Annotated in this window: 15 protein-coding genes and 1 tRNA gene; 12 read left to right on the top strand and 4 right to left on the bottom strand. The window is 30.9% G+C overall.

Going from position 1 to position 21,050, the window contains the following annotated elements; genetic code table 11:
- Positions 1–3: 3 nt before the first annotated feature.
- Together ABDX67_RS05140 and ABDX67_RS05145 are read right to left on the bottom strand one after the other, a co-directional pair.
- A complete protein-coding gene (locus ABDX67_RS05140) occupies positions 4–1,329 on the bottom strand; it encodes an ABC transporter permease (RefSeq protein WP_347173898.1) in 1,326 nt (441 codons plus the stop codon).
- 3 nt (positions 1,330–1,332) lie between these two features.
- Positions 1,333–2,262: an ABC transporter ATP-binding protein gene (locus ABDX67_RS05145; protein WP_347173899.1), complete on the bottom strand. Its 930-nt coding sequence runs from the start codon at positions 2,260–2,262 to the stop codon at positions 1,333–1,335.
- A gap of 198 nt (positions 2,263–2,460) precedes the next feature.
- Between ABDX67_RS05145 and ABDX67_RS05150 the strand changes: the two genes are divergently transcribed.
- From ABDX67_RS05150 to ABDX67_RS05165, 4 genes are all read left to right on the top strand, one after another.
- Positions 2,461–2,919: a MarR family winged helix-turn-helix transcriptional regulator gene (locus tag ABDX67_RS05150; protein ID WP_347173900.1), complete on the top strand. Its 459-nt coding sequence runs from the start codon at positions 2,461–2,463 to the stop codon at positions 2,917–2,919.
- A 17-nt stretch (positions 2,920–2,936) separates the two neighbouring features.
- Entirely contained in the window at positions 2,937–5,342 is a 2,406-nt protein-coding gene (locus tag ABDX67_RS05155) for a 3-hydroxyacyl-CoA dehydrogenase/enoyl-CoA hydratase family protein (protein ID WP_347173901.1), read from the top strand.
- An 84-nt stretch (positions 5,343–5,426) separates the two neighbouring features.
- Positions 5,427–6,617, top strand: coding sequence for an acetyl-CoA C-acyltransferase (locus tag ABDX67_RS05160; RefSeq protein ID WP_347173902.1), 1,191 nt, complete (start codon positions 5,427–5,429; stop codon positions 6,615–6,617).
- Positions 6,618–6,749: 132 nt separating this feature from the next.
- The gene (locus tag ABDX67_RS05165; RefSeq protein ID WP_347173903.1) at positions 6,750–8,558 is read left to right on the top strand and encodes an acyl-CoA dehydrogenase family protein; all 1,809 of its coding nucleotides are present in this window, start codon (positions 6,750–6,752) and stop codon (positions 8,556–8,558) included.
- A 145-nt stretch (positions 8,559–8,703) separates the two neighbouring features.
- Here ABDX67_RS05165 and trxB read toward each other — a convergent pair whose 3' ends face one another.
- Positions 8,704–9,642 (bottom strand): thioredoxin-disulfide reductase, encoded by a 939-nt coding sequence (gene trxB / locus ABDX67_RS05170; RefSeq protein WP_347173904.1) that lies wholly within the window; start codon positions 9,640–9,642, stop codon positions 8,704–8,706.
- Positions 9,643–9,753: 111 nt separating this feature from the next.
- A complete protein-coding gene (locus ABDX67_RS05175) occupies positions 9,754–10,866 on the bottom strand; it encodes a PQQ-dependent sugar dehydrogenase (protein WP_347173905.1) in 1,113 nt (370 codons plus the stop codon).
- Between the two features lie 129 nt (positions 10,867–10,995).
- Here ABDX67_RS05175 and ABDX67_RS05180 point away from each other — a divergent pair.
- From ABDX67_RS05180 to ABDX67_RS05215, 8 genes are all read left to right on the top strand, one after another.
- A tRNA-Pro gene (locus ABDX67_RS05180) sits at positions 10,996–11,070 on the top strand.
- A gap of 231 nt (positions 11,071–11,301) precedes the next feature.
- Positions 11,302–12,558 carry a site-specific integrase gene (locus tag ABDX67_RS05185; protein ID WP_347173906.1) on the top strand — a complete coding sequence of 419 codons (1,257 nt, stop codon included), beginning with the start codon at positions 11,302–11,304 and terminating at the stop codon, positions 12,556–12,558.
- A 29-nt stretch (positions 12,559–12,587) separates the two neighbouring features.
- Complete coding sequence (locus ABDX67_RS05190; RefSeq protein WP_347173907.1) at positions 12,588–14,432, top strand: P-loop NTPase fold protein; 1,845 nt, start codon at positions 12,588–12,590, stop codon at positions 14,430–14,432.
- 59 nt (positions 14,433–14,491) lie between these two features.
- A complete protein-coding gene (locus tag ABDX67_RS05195) occupies positions 14,492–14,908 on the top strand; it encodes an HYC_CC_PP family protein (protein WP_347173908.1) in 417 nt (138 codons plus the stop codon).
- Positions 14,909–15,017: 109 nt separating this feature from the next.
- The gene (locus tag ABDX67_RS05200; protein ID WP_347173909.1) at positions 15,018–18,725 is read left to right on the top strand and encodes an efflux RND transporter permease subunit; all 3,708 of its coding nucleotides are present in this window, start codon (positions 15,018–15,020) and stop codon (positions 18,723–18,725) included.
- The gene (locus ABDX67_RS05205; protein ID WP_347173910.1) at positions 18,722–19,939 is read left to right on the top strand and encodes a TolC family protein; all 1,218 of its coding nucleotides are present in this window, start codon (positions 18,722–18,724) and stop codon (positions 19,937–19,939) included. Before ABDX67_RS05200 ends, ABDX67_RS05205 begins: the two co-directional genes overlap by 4 nt.
- 2 nt (positions 19,940–19,941) lie before the next feature.
- Positions 19,942–20,592, top strand: coding sequence for a DUF3347 domain-containing protein (locus ABDX67_RS05210; RefSeq protein ID WP_347173911.1), 651 nt, complete (start codon positions 19,942–19,944; stop codon positions 20,590–20,592).
- Positions 20,593–20,596: 4 nt separating this feature from the next.
- Complete coding sequence (locus ABDX67_RS05215) at positions 20,597–21,049, top strand: heme-binding domain-containing protein (RefSeq protein ID WP_347173912.1); 453 nt, start codon at positions 20,597–20,599, stop codon at positions 21,047–21,049.
- Position 21,050 lies beyond the last annotated feature (1 nt).

Consider the following 21,050-nt stretch of genomic DNA (forward strand, 5'->3'; position numbering starts at 1 on the left):
ATTTTATCCTTTATATTTTATCCATTTATATAAATCTTTATAGGTTGGCTTTTTACCGTACATTAAAATACCAACTCTATAAATCTTAGCTGCAATCCAAACCATAAACACAAAAGTAAACAATAATAATGCCATAGAAATAGCAATTTCATACCAAGGAACACCAAACGGAACACGCATTAACATTACAATTGGCGATGTAAATGGAATCATAGAAAATATGGTAGAAATTGGTCCATGAGGATCATTAATTACTGTTGCAAAACCAACATAAACTCCTAAAATTAAAGGCAACATTATTGGCAACATAAATTGTTGCGTATCTGTTTCGTTGTCTACAGCAGCGCCAACAGCGGCAAATAAAGAGCTGTATAAAAAGAATCCGCCCAAAAAGTAAAAAATAAATAAGATAAAAATAGTTACTAATGGTAATCTAAAAAATTCTTGAATTACTTTTTGCATTTCTCCATTTCCAGCAACATCTTTCATTGCAGCAATTTGTTCTGGCGATAATTTTGAAGCTTGCACTTCTGTCATACCAATTCCAAAAACAGATGATGAAACGATACTAATTATCAATAAAACAATTCCCCAAATAAAGAATTGTAACAATCCTGCAGATGCATTTCCTATAATTTTACCTAACATTAATTGAAAAGGTTTTACAGACGAAACAATTATTTCTATAATTCTACTCGTTTTTTCTTCAATTACACTTCGCATTACAGATGTTCCGTATATCATTACAAACATCATTAACATATAACCCGCAATTGCACCAACTCCAATTTTTAAACCGTTAATTAATTTGGATGATTCTTCTCCAGAAAAATTATACATTTTAATATTTGTGGATATTCGCGATGCTTTTATTTTTTCTAAATCAATTCCAAACTGATCTAGTTTTAGGTTTCTTAACTTGGTTTCTACTTTGTTTTCTAAATTTCCAATAACCGACATACTTGGCGATTCTTTAGAATAAAACTCAACAGCTTTTGCCAATGTTTCTAAACTATCTTTTTTAGGAATGTATAAAACGCCGTAGTAATTTCCAGCTTCAACTTTTGTTTTTGCATCTTCAATTCCTATAGTTGTATAATCTAAATAATGTACCGTTTTAGAGTCTTTAAAATCTTCTTTAGTAAACAATTTATATTCATCAACATATGCGATTTCTTTTACTTTTTCGTCATTCTTTTTACTTAAAAAGAATACTAAAAACCCAATTCCGACCATTAATAACGGACTTAAAAAAGTCATCATTATAAATGATTTGTTTTTCACTTTTGCTAAGAATTCTCTTCTGATAATTAATTTTAACTTCTTCATAACTTAGCTGTTTTTGTTTACTGCTTGAATAAAAATATCGTTTGCACTTGGCACCAATTCTAAAAAATGTTGCACTTCTCCATACTTTGTTAACAAGGATACTAATTGGTTTGGAGATTCGTTTTCAGGGATTTTTACGTTGGCTGTAAAACCTTCACTTAACATTCTAAAATCTGTTGGAGTTACCTCAAATTGTTGTTTTAAAATGGTTTCAATTTCTGAAGAGTTATCAGTTTTTAATCCAATTTGAAAAGTATTACTTCTATATTGCCTTTTAATATCGTCTAATTTTCCATCAACAATTTTGTTCGATTTATCAATCAAAGCAATATCATCACACATTTCTTCAACAGATTCCATTCTGTGTGTAGAAAAAATGATGGTTGCGCCTTCATCACGCAATTGTAAAATTTCTTTGGCAATTAATTGTGCATTAATTGGATCAAATCCAGAAAAAGGCTCATCAAAAATCAATAATTTTGGTTGATGCAAAACTGTAACTATAAACTGTACTTTTTGCGCCATTCCTTTTGATAGTTCTTCTATTTTTTTATCCCACCAAGCAGAAATATCAAATTTATCAAACCAATATTTCAATCGTTTTTTAGCTTCCGTTTTAGACAAACCTTTTAATTGTGCTAAATACAACGCTTGCTCACCAACTTTCATACTTTTGTACAAACCACGTTCTTCTGGTAAATAACCAATTTGCTCAATATGACTTGGCTGTAAAGGTTGTCCGTCTAGCAAAATAGTTCCGCTATCTGGTAATGTAATCTGATTTATAATTCTAATTAACGACGTTTTTCCTGCTCCATTTGGACCTAACAATCCAAAAACACTTCCTTTTGGAATGCTTAAGGAGATATTATTTAAAGCAGTAAACTCTCCGTATTTCTTAGTTACATTATTTATTTCTAATAAGTTACTCATTGATTTGATTTAATTATTAAACTAATACTAGTAGTTTTTAATGTCGAACAAAATTAAGTAATATTCTTTTACTCTATCGTATAAGTTTTTAATTGTTTCTTAATAAAATTAAGCGTTAAAATTAAAATTTACTATGCGTGCATAATTTTTTTACAATTTACTATGCGTGCATAATATATTTTTTATACATTTGTAAACATGGATAAAACGTTTTCAATAGATCATCAATTAAGAGCCACTTGGCAAGCAGTTGCAAAGCTGTATAACGAGCAAGCGGCAAAGCACGATAGCACAATGGCAACGGCTTTTGTATTGTTAAATATTGATTATGAAAACGGAACGCCATCAACCGCTTTAGGACCTTTAATGGGAATGGAACCTACGAGTTTGTCTAGAATTTTAAAAACGATGGAAGACAAAGGAGCTATTTCTAGAGAAAAAAATCCAGAAGACGGAAGAAGTGTACTAATTAAATTGACAGAGTACGGAAAACAGATGCGTAAAATATCTAAAGACACTGTTATTCAATTTAATGAAGCTGTACGTGATCATTTAACAGAAAAAGAAGTAAGTACTTTTTTAAAAGTAACTTCTACTATAAATAAATTAATTACAGACAAACAGATTTTTAAAGAAATCAATAATCAAGCTGTATAAAAATAAACTACAAACAAATGACTAGAAGAATTAAAAAAGTAGCAATTGTTGGTTCTGGAATTATGGGAAGCGGAATTGCTTGTCATTTTGCCAATATTGGTGTTGAAGTACTTTTATTGGACATTGTTCCTAGAGAACTAAATGATAAAGAAAAAGCAAAGGGACTTACTTTAGAAGATAAAGTGGTTCGAAATCGTTTGGTAAATGATGCTTTAACAGCTTCGTTAAAATCGAAACCTTCACCAATTTACTCCCAAGCATTTGCTGATAGAATTACTACAGGTAATATTGATGACGATTTGCATTTAATAAAAGATGTTGATTGGGTAATGGAAGTTGTTGTTGAGCGCTTAGACATCAAACAACAAGTTTTTGAAAAGATTGAAAAATTTAGAACTCCTGGAACTCTTATTTCTTCAAATACTTCTGGAATTCCGATCAAATTTATGAACGAAGGAAGAAGTGAAGATTTTCAAAAGCATTTTGCAGTAACACACTTTTTTAATCCACCTAGATATTTAAAACTTTTTGAAGTGGTTCCTGGTCCAAATTGTAAATCAGAAGTAACAGATTTCTTAATGGATTATGGTTCTAAATTTTTAGGTAAAACTTCGGTTTTAGCTAAAGACACACCTGCTTTTATTGGTAATAGAATTGGAATTTTCGGAATTCAGTCTTTATTTCATCAAGTAAAAGAATTGGGATTAACTGTTGAAGAAGTTGATAAATTGACTGGTCCAGTTATTGGTCGTCCAAAATCTGCAACGTTCAGAACTGTTGATGTTGTTGGTTTAGACACGTTAGTTCATGTAGCAAACGGAATTTACGAAAACTGCCCAGATGATGAAGCGCACGAGTTGTTTAAACTGCCAGGTTTCATCAACACCATGATGGAAAATAAATGGTTAGGAAGCAAAACAGGGCAAGGTTTTTACAAAAAATCTGTGGATGCAAATGGTAAAAAAGAAATCTTAACGTTAGATTTAGATACCTTAGAATATAGATCAAATAAAAGAGCAAAATTTGCAACCTTAGAGTTGACAAAAACAATCGATAAACCGATTGATAGATTTAAAGTATTGGTTAGTGGAAAGGACAAAGCTGGGGAATTTTACAGAAAAAATTTCTCGGCAATGTTTGAATATGTTTCTAATCGAATTCCAGAAATTTCTGACGAAGTCTACAGAATTGATGATGCAATGAAAGCTGGATTTGGTTGGGAAAATGGTCCTTTTGAAATTTGGGATGCAATTGGTGTAGAAAAAGGAATTGAAATTATGAAAGCAGAAGGGAAAACTCCTGCTGCTTGGGTAATAGAAATGATTGCAAATGGTTCAACTTCATTTTACTCTGTAAAAGAAGGAGCTACTTTTTATTATGACATTCCTGCAAAATCACAAACTAAAAAACCAGGACAAGATTCATTTATCATTTTAGATAATATCAGAAAATCAAACGAAGTATTTAAAAATTCTGGCGTTGTTATCGAAGATTTAGGAAACGGAATCTTAAACTGTGAATTCCAATCTAAAATGAATACCATTGGTGGTGATGTTTTAGCAGGAATCAACAAAGCAATAGATTTAGCAGAAAAAGATTTTCAAGGTTTAGTTGTTGGTAATCAAGCTGCAAACTTCTCAGTCGGAGCAAATATTGGAATGATTTTTATGATGGCTGTTGAGCAAGAATATGACGAGCTAAACATGGCTATCAAATATTTTCAAGACACCATGATGCGTATGCGTTATTCTGCAATTCCAACTATTGCTGCACCACACGGAATGGCTTTAGGAGGCGGATGTGAACTTTCTATGCACGCAGATAAAGTTGTTGCTGCTGCAGAAACTTATATTGGATTGGTAGAATTTGGGGTTGGAGTAATTCCTGGTGGTGGTGGATCAAAAGAAATGGCTTTAAGAGCACAAGATTTATTTCTAAAAGGTGATGTACAATTAAATGTATTACAAGAATACTTTTTAACAATCGGAATGGCAAAAGTAGCAACTTCTGCTTATGAGGCTTTCGATTTAGGAATTTTGCAAAAAGGAAAAGACGTTGTTGTTGTAAATAAAGATCGTCAAATTGCAGAAGCTAAGAAACATGCCGTTTTATTAGCAGAAGCAGGTTATACTCAACCAGTAAAACGCAAAGATGTATTAGTTCTTGGTAAACAAGCACTGGGAATGTTCTTAGTTGGAACTGACTCTATGGAAGCTAGTAACTACATTTCAGAACACGATCAGAAAATAGCAAATAAACTAGCGTATGTAATGGCTGGTGGAGATTTATCTGAACCAACAAGAGTTACAGAACAATATTTATTAGACCTAGAACGTGAAGCTTTCTTAAGTCTTTGTACAGAAAGAAAAACGTTAGAGCGTATTCAACACATGTTAAAAACAGGAAAACCGCTTCGCAACTAGTTGCGAATAGTAATAAGGAATTAGTAACTAGGGATTAGAAAATCACTAACTACTAATTACTAACCACTAAATACTTAAAATAAAATGAAAACAGCATATATAGTAAAAGCATACAGAACCGCAGTAGGTAAAGCACCAAAAGGTGTATTCCGTTTTAAAAGAACAGATGAATTGGCTGCTGAAACCATCAAATATATGATGGATAAATTACCAAACTTTGACAAGAAACGTATTGATGATGTTATTGTTGGTAATGCAATGCCAGAAGGTTCTCAAGGATTAAACATGGGACGATTAATCTCGTTAATGGGATTAAACATTGTTGATGTTCCTGGAGTTACGGTAAATCGTTTTTGTTCTTCTGGAGTAGAAACAATTGCAATGGCAACAGCTAAGATTCAAGCTGGAATGGCAGATTGTATCATCGCTGGTGGTGCAGAAAGCATGAGTGCAGTTCCAATGACGGGTTTTAAACCAGAATTAAATTACGATCTAGTAAAAGCAGGTTACGAAGAATATTACTGGGGTATGGGGAATACAGCAGAAGCCGTTGCAAATCAATTCAACGTTTCTAGAGAAGATCAAGACGAATTTGCATACAATTCTCACATGAAAGCATTAAAAGCTCAAGCAGAAAATCGTTTTCAAGATCAAATTGTTCCTATTAATGTAGCACAAACCTATGTTGATGAAAATGGTAAAAAAGCAACAAAATCTTACACGGTTACAAAGGATGAAGGCCCAAGAGCTGGAACAAGTAAAGAAGCATTAGCTAAACTAAGAGCAGTATTTGCTCAAAGAGGAAGCGTAACAGCTGGTAATTCATCACAAATGAGTGACGGAGCAGCGTTTGTATTAATCATGAGCGAAGAAATGGTAAAAGAATTAAACATAGAACCAATTGCGCGTATGGTAAATTATGCTGCGGCTGGTGTTGAGCCAAGAATCATGGGAATTGGTCCAGTTGCTGCAATTCCTAAAGCATTAAAACAAGCAGGTTTAAAACAAAATGATATTGATTTAATTGAATTGAATGAAGCATTTGCTTCTCAATCTTTAGCAGTAATTAGAGAGTTAGGTTTAAATCAAGATATCGTAAATGTAAACGGTGGCGCAATTGCTTTAGGTCATCCTTTAGGTTGTACTGGAGGAAAACTTTCTGTGCAGTTATTTGACGAAATGCGTAAAAGAGATATGACAGGAAAATACGGAATGGTTACCATGTGTGTTGGAACCGGACAAGGTGCTGCAGGAATTTATGAGTTTTTGAAGTAATATAATCCCATCTAAATCTTCCCAAAGGGAAGACTTTGAGTATTTGAATAAAAATATATAATTAAAATAAAATATAACTTAAAATAACCCGGACAAGTTCCCTTTCCTTCGGAAAGGGTTAGGGATAGGAAAATGGAAACAACAAATAAAGAATTACTAAGAGGAGGGCAATTCCTTGTAAAAGAAACAAACTGTGAAGATGTGTTTACTCCCGAAGATTTTACGGAAGAACAAACCATGATGAAAGAAGCTGTAATGGAATTTAACGATCGTGAAATTATTCCTCACAAAGCAAGATTTGAAGCAAAAGATTATGCATTGACTGAAGAAGTGATGCGTAAAGCTGGTGAATTAGGATTTTTAGGTGTTGCAGTTCCTGAAGCTTATGGTGGCTTAGGAATGAGTTTTGTTTCTACCATGTTAACGTGTGATTATATTTCAAGCGGAACAGGATCTTTTAGTACAGCTTTTGGTGCTCATACAGGAATTGGAACCATGCCAATTACTTTATACGGAACTGAAGAGCAAAAACAAAAATACGTTCCTAAACTTGCTACAGGAGAATGGTTTGGTGCATATTGTTTAACTGAACCTGGAGCAGGTTCTGATGCAAATTCAGGAAAAACAACTGCTACATTATCAGAAGATGGAAAAAATTATAAAATCAACGGACAAAAAATGTGGATTTCAAATGCAGGTTTCTGTAGTTTGATGATTGTTTTTGCACGTATAGAAAATGACAAAAACATTACTGGATTTATCGTTGAATATAATGGTGAAAATCCAAACGGAATTACATTAGGAGAAGAAGAACATAAATTAGGAATTAGAGCAAGTTCAACTCGTCAAGTATTTTTTAATGATACAGTTGTTCCTGCTGAAAACATGTTAGCTGGTCGTGGTGAAGGATTTAAAATTGCCATGAATGCATTAAATATTGGACGTATTAAATTAGCAGCAGCTTGTTTAGATTCTCAACGTAGAGTTACAAGTATTGCTGTAAATTATGCCAATGAGCGTAAACAATTTAAAACTCCAATTTCTGAATTTGGTGCAATCAAATCTAAAATTGCTGAAATGGCAACCAACGCTTATATAGGCGAATCAGCATCTTATCGTGCAGCAAAAAATATTGAAGATAGAATTGCAATGCGTGAGGCTGCTGGAAATTCTCATCAAGAAGCAGAACTTAAAGGTGTTGAAGAATATGCAATTGAATGTTCTATATTAAAAGTTGCCGTTTCTGAGGATGTACAGCATTGTGCTGATGAAGGAATTCAAATTTTTGGTGGAATGGGATTCTCTGAAGAAACTCCGATGGAAGCTGCTTGGAGAGACGCAAGAATTGCTCGTATTTACGAAGGTACAAACGAAATCAACAGAATGTTATCTGTTGGAATGTTGGTAAAAAAAGCAATGAAAGGTCATGTTGATTTATTAAATCCTGCAATGGCAGTTGGTGAAGAACTATTAGGAATTCCTTCTTTTGATACACCAGATTTTTCTGAATTATTTGCTGAAGAAAAACAAATTATTGTCAATTTAAAGAAAGTATTTTTAATGGTTGCTGGTGCAGCTATTCAAAAATTTGGCCCAGAATTAGAAGAACATCAACAGTTATTAAATGCTGCTGCTAACATTTTAATTGAAATATACATGGCAGAATCTGGAATATTAAGAACTGAAAAGAACGCAAAACGTTTTGGTGCAGATTCTCAAAAAGAACAAATTGCAATGTCTCAATTATACTTATACAACGCAGTAGAAATCATTAATAAAAACGGAAAAGAAGGAATCATTTCTTTTGCCGAAGGTGATGAACAACGAATGATGTTAATGGGGTTAAAACGTTTTACCAAATACACAAATTATCCAAACGTAGTTGAATTAAGAAATATCATTGCAGAAAAAGTAAAAGCAGAAAACAAATATTGTTTCTAAAGATATTTAAAACTTTCTTAAACTTTTATAAGTTTTAGAATTTAGTTGTTTGTTAAAGACCGTTAGAAATTTCTAACGGTCTTTTTAATGCAAAAAAAAAGAGATTACAATCGCAATCTCTTTTTAATAATAATATTTAGATTACCTATTCTAATGCTCCTAAATAACGTTCAGCATCTAAAGCTGCCATACAACCTGTTCCTGCTGCAGTTACTGCTTGTCTGTATTCTTTATCTTGAATATCTCCAGCAGCAAAAACACCTGGTAAATTCGTTTTTGTAGATTTTCCTTTGGTAATTAAATAACCAACTTCATCCATATCTAAAACACCTTTAAATAAATCAGAATTTGGTTTATGTCCGATAGCGATAAAAACTCCAGTTACATCAATAGTATGTTTTTCTTTTGTTTGATTATTAACAACGCGAACACCTTCTACAACATTATCTCCCAGAACCTCATCTAATTCAGAATTGTATAAAACTTCTATATTTTCAGTTTTATTAACTCTGTGTTGCATTGCTTTTGAAGCTCTCATAAAATCTTTACGAACTAACATCGTTACTTTCTTACAAATATTAGCCAAATATGTTGCCTCTTCTGCAGCAGTGTCTCCTGCCCCAACAACAACTACATCTTGTCCTTTATAAAAGAAACCATCGCAAGTTGCACAAGCAGAAACTCCACCACCAATTAATCGTTGTTCACTTTCTAATCCTAAATATTTTGCTGTTGCTCCTGTTGATATAATTATCGTATTTGCTTCAAGTTCTACAGATTCATCTACAATAACTTTGTGAATTCCGCCAACTTCTTCACTCAGCTCAACTTTTGTTACCATTCCAAAACGTACTTCTGTTCCAAAACGTTCTGCTTGTTTTTGCAAATCGTTCATCATTGCTGTTCCATCTGTTCCGTCTGGGTAACCAGGAAAATTATCTACTTCTGTTGTTGTAGTTAATTGACCACCCATTTGCATTCCTGTGTACATTACTGGTTTCATATCTGCTCTTGCTGCATAAATTGCTGCTGTATATCCTGCTGGACCAGAACCGATAATTAAACATTTTATTCTTTCTGCCATTGTTGTTTTAATTTTATGATTGCAAATGTATTTTTTTTAAACTATTTTCTAAAGAATATGATATGATAAATTAAAATAGTTTTATAATAAAAACCAATAGTGTTTAATGCTCTATTTCTTTGGTAGAATTCTAACAATTCCTAATTGTTCAATTCCTGCATATAAATATCCATCATTTCCTAGCTCAATAGAACGAACTCGTCCTAATCCTTCTAATATTTTTTCTTCCTTAACAACTTTTCCATTTTTTAAAGTACAGTACGAAATGTATTGAAACTTTAAAGACCCAACTAATAAATTGCCTTTCCATCCTGGATATTTATCAGAATTTACAAAAGCCATTCCACTTGGAGCAATAGAAGGAGTCCATTGATGTAAAGGTTGTTCCATTCCAGGTAGAGCAGTTTTGTCCGTAAATTTTGTTCCACTATAATTGATGCCGTAACTTATTGTTGGCCAACCATAATTTTTCCCTTTTTTAATGATATTAATTTCATCTCCGCCTCTTGGCCCATGTTCGTGCGTCCAAATGTTTCCAGTAAATGGATTTATTTCCATTCCTTGCGGATTTCTATGTCCGAAACTATAAACTGCTGTTTTTGCATTTTTTACGTTTACAAACGGATTGTCTTTTGGGATTTTTCCATCATCATGCAATCTATAAACTTTACCACCATCTCTTGTAAGATCTTGCGGATTTACATCTCTATCTCCTCTATCTCCAATACTAAAATATATGTATCCTTTTCTATCAAATGCAATTCGAGAACCAAAATGTTGTCCTCTTCTAGAATTTGGACTTGCTTTATATAAAACTTCTTGATTAATTAATTTAGTATTATTTAACCTTGCTCGCATCAACGTTGTGTTTGCTCCGTCTCCTTCTCCTGAAGCAGATGCATAAGTAAAATAAATCCAACCATTTTTTTTATAACTTGGATGTAATTCTATATCTAACAAACCACCTTGACCTTGTACTTTAATCTTTGGCAACCCTGTAATATTTTGCTTTTTACCATTTTTAAAATGAATTAATTCTCCGCTTTTTTCAGTTATCAACATCGAATTATCTGGTAAAAAAGTAAATCCCCACGGAATAGTTAAATCGGGAACAACCAATTCATATTCTTTACTTTCTTGAGATTTTACGTTGCTTTGGTTGATAAAACCAAACAGTAAAACACACATTATTAGTACTCCGAAAATTGCTTTTAAACTTTTCATTTTGTTGTTTGTTTTTAAAATAGAAATGCTTTACAATATAGAAATAATATAGTATGTTTGCAATCTGAATATTTGAGGTGTAACCTCTTGATTTTTTTCAAGACAAACAACATTACAAATTTCAAATTTCGGGGTGTAGCGTAGCCCGGTCATCGCGCCTCGTTTGGGACGAGGAGGTCGCAGGTTCGAATCCTGCCACCCCGACTAAAATGAATACCAACAGAAACTAAAACCTTGTAAATCGTATGATTTACAAGGTTTTGTGGTTTTTAGGTCATCATAAGAATTGAATTAATATAGTTTAGTTTGGTTCACAATTCGGTTCACAGTTTCAAAATAAAGAAAGTGTGAACCAAATTAAATCTTAATAAACTGTAATTGAAATAGTTGATTTGACTTTCGTCTAGAAGAATGTTTAATTAAAAGACGACAACTATGCAATCACAAATTAACTTTACCTTATCTTTTTGGGTAAACGCAACACGTATTAAAAACAATGAAGTTTCTGTGTATGGCAGGATAACTGTAAATGGTAAAAGAGCTAATATAAGCTTACAACGAAAAGTTATATTATCCGAATGGGATTCTAAAAGAGGAAGAGCAAAAGGTAACAAACAAGAATCACGTTTACTTAACAGATATTTAGACCAAGTAAAAAATAGAATTTATATAGCTTATGATGAGCTTATTAAAGAAAAAGCATTTATCTGCTCTCAATCTATTAAAGCTCGTTTTTTAGGGGAAGATAATGAAGAATATTCTTTACTTACCTTAATCGATTATCACAATACTCAAATGAGTGAATCATTAACATATGGTACTTTAAAAAATTACTTCACAACTCAAAAATATATCAAACTATTTTTAACTAAAAAAAGAAAAATTCAAGACATATATTTATCTCAATTAACATATCGTTTTATAGTTGACTTTGAAAAGTTCTTACGTTCTTATACTCCAGAAGACCATCAAAAACAAATGGAAAATAACACAGTTATGAAGCATATTCAAAGAATGCGTAAAATGGTAACATTAGCTTATAAAATGGAATGGATTGAAAAAGATCCTTTCATAAAATTCAAGCCTACTTATATTAAAAATGAACGTGAATTTTTAAGAGAAGATGAGCTGCAAGATATTATTGAAAAAGAATTTAGCATAGAAAGATTAACCCTAGTCAAAGACTTGTTTATTTTTAGTTGTTATACTGGCTTATCATATGTTGATGTTATGCAATTAAATGAGGATAATATTGCTTTAGGAATAGATGGTGGTAGATGGATTATTACTAACAGACAGAAAACACATAATAAAGTAAAAATACCTCTGCTACCAATAGCAGAAATGTTAATTAACAAATATAAAGGTCACACTAAAACTAAGAAAACTAGAACGCTGTTTCCTAACATTTCAAATCAAAAATTAAATTCTTATTTGAAAGAAATTGCAGATTTATGTAGAATAAAGAAAAACCTTACATTCCATATTGCTAGACATACTTTTGCTACTACAATTACTTTAAGCAATGGTGTTCCAATAGAAACTGTTTCAAAATTATTAGGACATACTAAAATTGCTACTACTCAAATTTATGCTAAAGTTATCGAAAGAAAAGTTAGTGATGATATGGCTTCATTAAGACAAAAACTAAACAATAAAAATGAAACAAGCCTAAAAGAACTTTACTTATAATTATATTTTAGTATTTTGTAAGAAAAAATATGAAAACGGCTCACATAGAAAAAATAATTGAAAAGTATCTTAAAAAAGAAAATACCCAGAGTGCTATTTTAATTAATGGTGTTTGGGGTAGTGGTAAAACGTTTTATTTAAATTCACAATTAAAAGAGATTATCGAAAAAAATAATCTCAAAGTTATGTACATATCTCTAAATGGTATAAGTTCTATTGAAAGTTTAGAGCACAAACTATTCTTACATTTTATTCCAAAATTAGGAGAAAACCAAAGTGATTTAGTTAAAAGTATTACCAATATTTCTACAAATATTGCAAATGCAACGACTAAACTTTTCTTTAGAACAGAAGCTACAGATTTATTAAAAGGATCTACTGTAAAATCTTTTAATTTTAAAAAATATTGTATTTGTTTAGATGATTTAGAAAGGTGCAAAATTCCTATTGATGAATTAATCGGTTATTTATCTGAATTTACTGAACATAAGCATACTAAATGTATAATTCTCGCTGATGAAGAAAAAATAAAGAAACAAAAATCTAATAAACAGTTAGCTCATAAATACGATGAAATTAAAGAGAAAGTTATTAGTAGAGTTCTTAATTTCAATCCTGAATTAGAAGATATTTTTCCAAAATTAATTGAAAAATATAAATCAAAAAAGATTTTTTATAAATTTTTAAATGAAAGTCAAAAGTTTATAATCTCGATATTTAAAGAACAAAAATCAAAAAACCTTCGAAATATAATTTTCTATTTAGATATTTTGGAGGCAGTATATCCAAACATAAAAAAAGCTGACCAAAAATATATCAATGAAGTTTTATTTTCAACAGCTATATTTAGCATAGAATTCAAAAACGGAAATCTAACATCAAAAGACAGCAATGATTTTAAGGAGTTTGATAATATTAATAAAGATTGGTATTCAAGAATAGTATCTAATTTTTTAAATGATAAAAGTGATAAGCCAAGAAAAAAATCAAATCCAGAATTATTTTATGATAGATATTTAACAAACAGAATTGACCAATACTTCTTTTACCCAAGTATTTATAAATTTGTCTTATCTGGTTATCTTGATAACAAAAAACTTAGAAAAGAATTAGAAAATAGAGAGCCTGAAAAGATTTCAGAAGAAATTACAAGTTTTAGAAAATTGTTGAATTATAAGTTTAGAGAACTTGATGATAATGAATTTGAAAATTTATCAAAATATGTTATTAAAAAAGCAGCAACTGGTATTTATTGGATGTACGATTACAAGCAAATTGCAAATTTCTATTTTCATTTTTTAGAAAATGGTTTAATAAGTATATCAAAAAAAGATTTAGAAAAAAACTTATTGGATGGCTTAAAAATTTCTGCTAAAAGAAAAGAATTTCATTTAGCAACCTTTGAAACTCTAAAACATTTTAACACTCCAGATCCAGATACAAAAAAAATACTTGACAAAATCTTTGAATTTCATAATAAAATACAATCAGAAAATAACACCAAAACTTCAATGAAACTTTCTAAATTAATATCGAATAATGATATTGTAAATTTAGCAGTATTATTTAGTGAACAAAAATTTAATAAAGATTTCATTCCTCTTGTTAATGTAACTAGCTTTATAAAAGCAGTTAAAAGTTCAAAAAATAAAATGATTTTCAGTTTATGTGAGATATTTAAAGATAGGTATGATTATAGTAATGTTATTGATTTTATGGAAGGTGATTTAGATTTTTTAAATAAAATTTTACTAAAAATCAAACTATACAAGACCACTTTAAAACCTGAAGAAAAGCTTAGAAACTTCAATTTAAATGAATTCATTGATGCTTTAGAAGAGATAACAAAAAAACTATCAAAAGATGTTGAATAAAAGATTTTTAACATAAAATTTAATCTTTTTTATTTCATTATTGTACCTTTGCAGTACGAATGAAAGAGTTTTCTCATAAAATATTAGCTGTTTTAATGTCGTTTGTAGTTTTATTTTCTACAACTTCATTTGCAATCACAAAACATTATTGTGGTGATACTCTTATTGATACAGCAGTTTTTAACAAAGCTGAAACCTGTGGTATGGAAATGGACCTTGATTCTACTGTTGAAGGTTGTTCTGTAATAAAAGAAAACTGTTGCAATGATGAACAAATTTTAATTGATGGACAAGATGAAGTTCAAATTCAATTTGATAAAATTTCTTTTGAGCAAAAAGTATTTATTGCTTCATTCATTTATTCTTATGTAAATCTATTTGAAGGTTTAGATAAAAATGTATCTTCTTTTCAAGAATACGTCCCACCCATCGTCACGAATCAAATCTACAAGATTGACGAGAGTTATTTAATTTGATTTTTAAACAATAGACCGTTTTATCCTATAACTGCATAGTTATAAGGATAATTTGCTGTATTCGGTGTTTTTTTTAAACACCATAGTCTAATTGTTTAATTATCAAAAAATGATAAATAAAAGTATAAAATTTTTAATAGAAAATAAACTAGTAGCAGTTCTATTACTTTTCCTATTTATAGGATGGGGAACTGTAAATGCGCCTTTTAATTGGGAGACCGGAATTTTACCAAGTGATCCTGTTGCTGTTGATGCAATTCCCGATATTGGCGAAAATCAACAAATAGTATTTACCAAATGGGATGGTCGTTCACCTCAAGATATTGAAGACCAAATTACCTATCCCTTAACAACTTCTTTATTGGGTATTCCAGGAGTAAAAACAATACGTAGCTCTTCTATGTTTGGATTCTCTAGTATCTATATCATTTTTGAAGAAGATATTGAGTTTTACTGGAGTCGAAGTCGAATTCTAGAAAAACTAAATTCATTACCTAGCGGATTATTACCCGAAGGTGTAAACCCTGCTTTGGGTCCAGATGCAACAGGTTTAGGTCAAATATTTTGGTACACCTTGGAGGGTCGTGATGAAAAAGGAAATGTTACTGGTGGTTGGGATTTACAAGAGTTACGTAGTATTCAAGACTACTATGTAAAATATGCTTTATCATCTGCAAGTGGAGTTTCTGAAGTAGCTTCTATTGGTGGGTATGTAAAGGAGTATCAAGTGGATGTCAATCCAGAATTAATGAGACAGTATAATATTACTTTAAGTCAAGTGGTAAAAGCTGTAAAACAAAGTAATAAGGATATAGGTGCTCAAACTTTAGAAATCAATCAAGCTGAATATTTAGTTCGTGGTTTAGGCTATGTCAAATCAATCTCAGATATTGAAAATGCAGTAGTAACTTCAGAAAACTTTACAGCTATAAAAATTAAAGATATAGGAAAAGTTTCTTTAGGTCCAGCAACTCGGAGAGGATTATTAGACAAGGAAGGTGCTGAGGTTGTTGGTGCTGTTGTAGTAGCAAGGTATGGAGCAAATCCTATGGAAGTTATTAATAACGTTAAAGAAAAAATTAACGAATTAAGTGCAGGTTTACCCTCCAAAGTTTTAGCAGATGGTAGAACCTCACAAGTAACTATTGTTCCATTTTATGATAGAACAGAACTTATCCAAGAAACCTTAGGAACGTTGAACGAAGCTTTAACATTAGAAATTCTAATCACAATTTTGGTTATTATGATTATGGTTTTTAATCTTCGAGCTTCAATTCTAATTTCGGGTTTACTTCCTGTTGCTGTGTTAATGGTATTTATTGCAATGAAACTTTTTAATGTGGATGCAAATATTGTAGCCCTTTCAGGTATTGCTATTGCTATTGGTACTATGGTTGATGTTGGTGTTATTCTTTCAGAAAATATTATTCGTCATCTAGATGAAAATAATGATAAGCTTCCAATCAATTCTGTAGTATACAAGGCAACAGCAGAGGTATCAGGCGCAATAATTACTGCAGTAATGACAACCATTATCAGCTTTATACCTGTTTTTACAATGATTGGTGCAGAAGGAAAACTTTTCCGACCATTAGCATTTACAAAAACCTTTGCTTTAACGGCTTCAATAATTGTTGCCTTATTTTTAATTCCACCTTTTGCAGCATTTTTATTCAGAAAGAAAACTATAAAAAAGAGTTTCAATTATGTTGTAAATTCCACCTTAATAATTGTTGGTTTTGCGGCTCTATTCTATGGATATTGGTTAGGTATAATTTTAATAGGTTTTGGAGTTACTGGAGTATTAAAACTTCAAGAAAAAATAAATGAGAAGAATGCTAACCTTGCAAACATCATTATTTCTGTTTCAGCAATTGTAATTCTATTGGCAGAATATTGGAGACCATTAGGAGTTGATAAAAGTATCTTTTGGAACCTCATTTTTGTAAGTATTATTTGTTTTGGTTTACTAGGTGTTTTCTCATTATTCATAAAGTTTTATACTCGTATTTTAAAGTGGTGTTTAGATCATAAATTATTATTCTTATCTGTTCCTACTGCTATTGTAATTGCAGGTGTTTTCATTATGAAAAATACTGGTAAAGAATTTATGCCATCATTAAATGAAGGTTCATTTCTTTTAATGCCAACTTCAATGCCTCATTCTGGTGTTGAGGAGAATAAAAGAGTATTGCAACAATTAGATATGGCTGTTGCAACTATTCCAGAAATAAAAACCGTTGTTGGTAAATCGGGTAGAACAGAATCTGCTTTAGACCCTGCTCCATTATCAATGTATGAAAACGTTATTCAATACAAATCAGAATACGCATTGAATGAAAATGGAAAAAGACAGAGATATAAAGTAAATGATGAGGGCTTGTTTGCTTTAAAAAATGGTCAATTCATAGCAAACCCTAACAATTCTGAGAATACTACTTTCAGTAATATTAAAAGTTCTCAATTAATTGAAGATAATGATGGAGAATTTTATAGAAACTGGCGTCCAAAAATTGAATCACCTGATGATATTTGGAAAGAAATTGTTAGAGTAACAAAATTACCTGGTGTTACCTCTGCTCCAAAATTACAACCTATTGAAACACGTTTGGTAATGTTACAAACTGGTATGCGTGCACCAATGGGGATAAAAGTAAAAGGGCAAGATTTAAAACAAATTGAAGATTTTGGTATTCAATTGGAAGATATTTTAAAGCAAGCTGAAGGTGTGAAACAAGAAGCAGTTTTTGCAGATCGTATTGTTGGTAAACCTTATTTATTGATTGATATAGATAGAAAGAAAATAGCACGTTATGGTATTACTATAGAAGAAGTCCAAAACGTTCTTAAAGTAGCAGTTGGTGGTATGGTATTAACCCAAACTGTTGAAGGTAGAGAACGTTATGGTATACGTGTTCGATATCCTAGAGAATTACGTGGCAATCCAGAAGATTTAAAACAAATTTACATACCAATTGCAAAAGGAAGCTCTATTCCATTAAGTGAAGTCGCTAATATTAGATATGAACAAGGTCCACAAGTTATTAAAAGTGAAGATACTTTTTTGGTTGGTTATGTTTTATTTGACAAGTTAGAAGGTTTTGCAGAGGTAAACGTAGTAGAAAATGCACAAGCACTAATTCAAGAAAAAATAGATAATGGTGAGCTAATTGTACCAAAAGGTATTAATTACAAATTCACAGGAACCTATGAAAATCAATTAAGAGCAGAAAAAACATTGTCTGTAGTTGTTCCTCTTGCGTTAGCAATTATATTTCTGATTTTATATTTCCAGTTTCGTTCAGTAGGTACATCTTTAATGGTTTTTACAGGTATTGCAGTTGCTTTTGCAGGTGGTTTTATAATGATATGGCTATATGGTCAAGGTTGGTTCTTAAACTTTAATTTTTTTGGTGAAAATCTACGAGAACTATTCCAAATGCACCCAATCAACTTAAGTGTAGCGGTTTGGGTAGGTTTTATAGCGCTGTTTGGTATTGCTACAGATGATGGTGTTGTAATGGCAACATATCTAACTCAAATTTTCGATAGAAATACACCAAAAAACAAAAAAGAAATTAGAGCATCTATTGTAGAGGCTGGAGAAAAAAGAATCAGACCTTGTTTGATGACAACAGCTACAACAATTTTAGCATTATTACCAGTTTTAACCTCAACAGGTCGTGGAAGTGATATTATGATTCCAATGGCCATTCCAAGTTTTGGAGGAATGTTAATTGCGCTAATTACCTTATTTGTTGTTCCTGTACTATACAGCTGGAAAGCTGAAATTCAACTTAAAAAATCAGCAAAATGAAACATATAAAAATTTTAATATTCGTTCTATTTGTTTCTGTGTCTGTAAAAGCACAACAGTTAGAAAGCCTTATAGAAATAGCATTGGCCAATAATCCAGAAATTCAAAAATTTGAATTGAGGTATAAAATTGCTACAGAAAAAATAAATGAGGTGAATACAATTCCGAATACTGAATTTGGTGTAGGTTATTTTGTGAGTGAACCAGAAACAAGAACAGGTGCTCAACGCTTTAAGGTATCTGCAAAGCAAATGATACCTTGGTTTAACACGATTGCTGCTCGTGAGAATTATGTAGGTTCATTAGCCAAAGCAAAGTATGAAGATATTGTAATTGCAAAGCGCAAATTAATGACTTCTGTATCACAATCGTATTACAATTTGTATGCTAACAAAGCGAAACAAAAAGTATTGATAGAAAATATAGAATTATTAAAAACCTACGAAACATTAGCTTTAACATCGGTTGAAGTTGGTAATGCTTCTGTAGTTGATGTTTTAAGATTACAAATGCGTCAAAACGAATTGCAGCAATTACTAGATGTTTTGATTCAACAATTTATTGCAGAACAGACTGTTTTTAACAAACTCTTAAATCGTGAGAAAGCAGTAAAAGTTACTGTTATTAATGAGTTAACAATTCCTTCAGAATCTTTTGAGGATAATTCGAAAGTTTTGGAGTTACATCCAGAGTTATTAAAATTCGATAAGCTTTATTATTCTGTAGAACAATCTGAATTGTTAAACCAAAAAGAGAGCAGTCCAATGATTGGTTTTGGATTAGATTATATAAATGTAGAAAAACGCCCAAATTTAGATTTTGGCGACAATGGTAAGGATATTATAATGCCAATGGTGTCTATATCAATTCCAATATTCAACAACAAATACAAATCGAAAACAAAACAAAATCTATTACAACAGGAAGAGATATTATCACAAAAGCAAGAACGTCTTAATAAACTTATAACTCGTTTAGATAAAGCTGTTAATGATAGAGTTTCAGCTCGTATTAGTTACAAAACACAATCTAAAAATTTAAAACAAGCAAAAAATGCTCAGGACATTCTAATGAAGAGCTACGAAACAGGAAAAATAGATTTCAATGATGTTTTAGACATTCAGGAATTGCAATTAAAGTTTCAACTAAATCAAGTAGAGTCTATTAGAAAGTATTACATACAATCAACAATTATTAATTATTTAAAACAATAAAAATGAAAAACTTAAAATTAAATACAGGAATTATAGTAGCAATATTAATCTTATCAATTGCAATTTCTTGCAAAGACAGTAAAAAAGAAAGTAAAAATCACAAGAAGCATCAAACAGAAATGAAAGGTGAAGCTCATTCTATGATGAAACATAATAACACAGATGGTCATCATAAAAAATCAATTAAAAAAGAAGTAAGAACAATTGAGGTAAATAATCAAAAGAACATCACAACTGCATTAATTATTGAGGCTTATATAGAAATTAAAAATGGTTTAGCTTCTGACAATAAAGAAAACGCTGCAAAAGGAGGAACTGCACTAGTGGAAGCATTTTCAGTTTTTGATATGGCAAAATTATCAACTGAAAATCACAAAGAATATATGGAAATAATGGAAAGTGCCAAGGAACACGCAGAACATATTGTAAAAAGTGATATAAAGCATCAAAGAGAACATTTTCTTTCTCTAAGTACAGATATTATTGATTTAGTAGCATTATTAGGCACAGAAAAAACACTTTACAAAGACTTCTGTCCAATGGCTAACAACAACAATGGAGGTTATTGGTTGAGTGAAATCAAGGACATAAAGAATCCATATTATGGTGCAAGAATGCTTAAATGTGGTAGTGTAAAAAAGCAAATAAATTAATTAAATGAAAATTGTAAAAATCATAACATTGGTTTTACTGGTTGCTTTTGTGGGAATACAATTTATTCCCACAACGCTCAACCAAAGTAAAAATATTCCAAAAACTGATTTTTTGTTGGTAAACAATACTCCTAAAAATATTAGCAGAATATTACAAAAATCCTGTTATGATTGTCATAGTAACAATACTAATTATCCTTGGTATAATAAAGTTCAGCCTATAGCTTTGTTTTTAGAAAGTCACATACAAGAAGGAAAAAAAGAATTAGATTTTAGTAAATGGACAGAATATTCAAATAGAAGAAAGAAAAGTAAATTAAAATCAATTATGAGTCAAATAAGAGATAACAAAATGCCTTTGTCTTCTTATACCTTAATTCATAGTGATGCAAAATTAACTAAGAATGAGAAAGAGAATATTACTGATTTTATAAATAAAATAATTGATAGTCTTTAAA

The sequence above is a fragment of the Polaribacter uvawellassae genome, assembly GCF_039748955.1.
Classification (GTDB): Bacteria; Bacteroidota; Bacteroidia; order Flavobacteriales; family Flavobacteriaceae; genus Polaribacter; species Polaribacter uvawellassae.

What these genes read in the sequence shown, in the direction of transcription:
- trxB (WP_347173904.1), bottom strand. Translation starts at nt 9,642, where the DNA reads ATGGCAGAAAGAATAAAATGTTTAATTATCGGTTCTGGTCCAGCAGGA.
- ABDX67_RS05145 (WP_347173899.1), bottom strand. Translation starts at nt 2,262, where the DNA reads ATGAGTAACTTATTAGAAATAAATAATGTAACTAAGAAATACGGAGAG.
- ABDX67_RS05195 (WP_347173908.1), top strand. Translation starts at nt 14,492, where the DNA reads ATGAAAGAGTTTTCTCATAAAATATTAGCTGTTTTAATGTCGTTTGTA.
- ABDX67_RS05140 (WP_347173898.1), bottom strand. Translation starts at nt 1,329, where the DNA reads ATGAAGAAGTTAAAATTAATTATCAGAAGAGAATTCTTAGCAAAAGTG.
- ABDX67_RS05175 (WP_347173905.1), bottom strand. Translation starts at nt 10,866, where the DNA reads ATGAAAAGTTTAAAAGCAATTTTCGGAGTACTAATAATGTGTGTTTTA.
- ABDX67_RS05200 (WP_347173909.1), top strand. Translation starts at nt 15,018, where the DNA reads ATGATAAATAAAAGTATAAAATTTTTAATAGAAAATAAACTAGTAGCA.
- ABDX67_RS05150 (WP_347173900.1), top strand. Translation starts at nt 2,461, where the DNA reads ATGGATAAAACGTTTTCAATAGATCATCAATTAAGAGCCACTTGGCAA.
- ABDX67_RS05160 (WP_347173902.1), top strand. Translation starts at nt 5,427, where the DNA reads ATGAAAACAGCATATATAGTAAAAGCATACAGAACCGCAGTAGGTAAA.
- ABDX67_RS05165 (WP_347173903.1), top strand. Translation starts at nt 6,750, where the DNA reads ATGGAAACAACAAATAAAGAATTACTAAGAGGAGGGCAATTCCTTGTA.
- ABDX67_RS05215 (WP_347173912.1), top strand. Translation starts at nt 20,597, where the DNA reads ATGAAAATTGTAAAAATCATAACATTGGTTTTACTGGTTGCTTTTGTG.
- ABDX67_RS05185 (WP_347173906.1), top strand. Translation starts at nt 11,302, where the DNA reads ATGCAATCACAAATTAACTTTACCTTATCTTTTTGGGTAAACGCAACA.
- ABDX67_RS05155 (WP_347173901.1), top strand. Translation starts at nt 2,937, where the DNA reads ATGACTAGAAGAATTAAAAAAGTAGCAATTGTTGGTTCTGGAATTATG.
- ABDX67_RS05210 (WP_347173911.1), top strand. Translation starts at nt 19,942, where the DNA reads ATGAAAAACTTAAAATTAAATACAGGAATTATAGTAGCAATATTAATC.
- ABDX67_RS05190 (WP_347173907.1), top strand. Translation starts at nt 12,588, where the DNA reads ATGAAAACGGCTCACATAGAAAAAATAATTGAAAAGTATCTTAAAAAA.
- ABDX67_RS05205 (WP_347173910.1), top strand. Translation starts at nt 18,722, where the DNA reads ATGAAACATATAAAAATTTTAATATTCGTTCTATTTGTTTCTGTGTCT.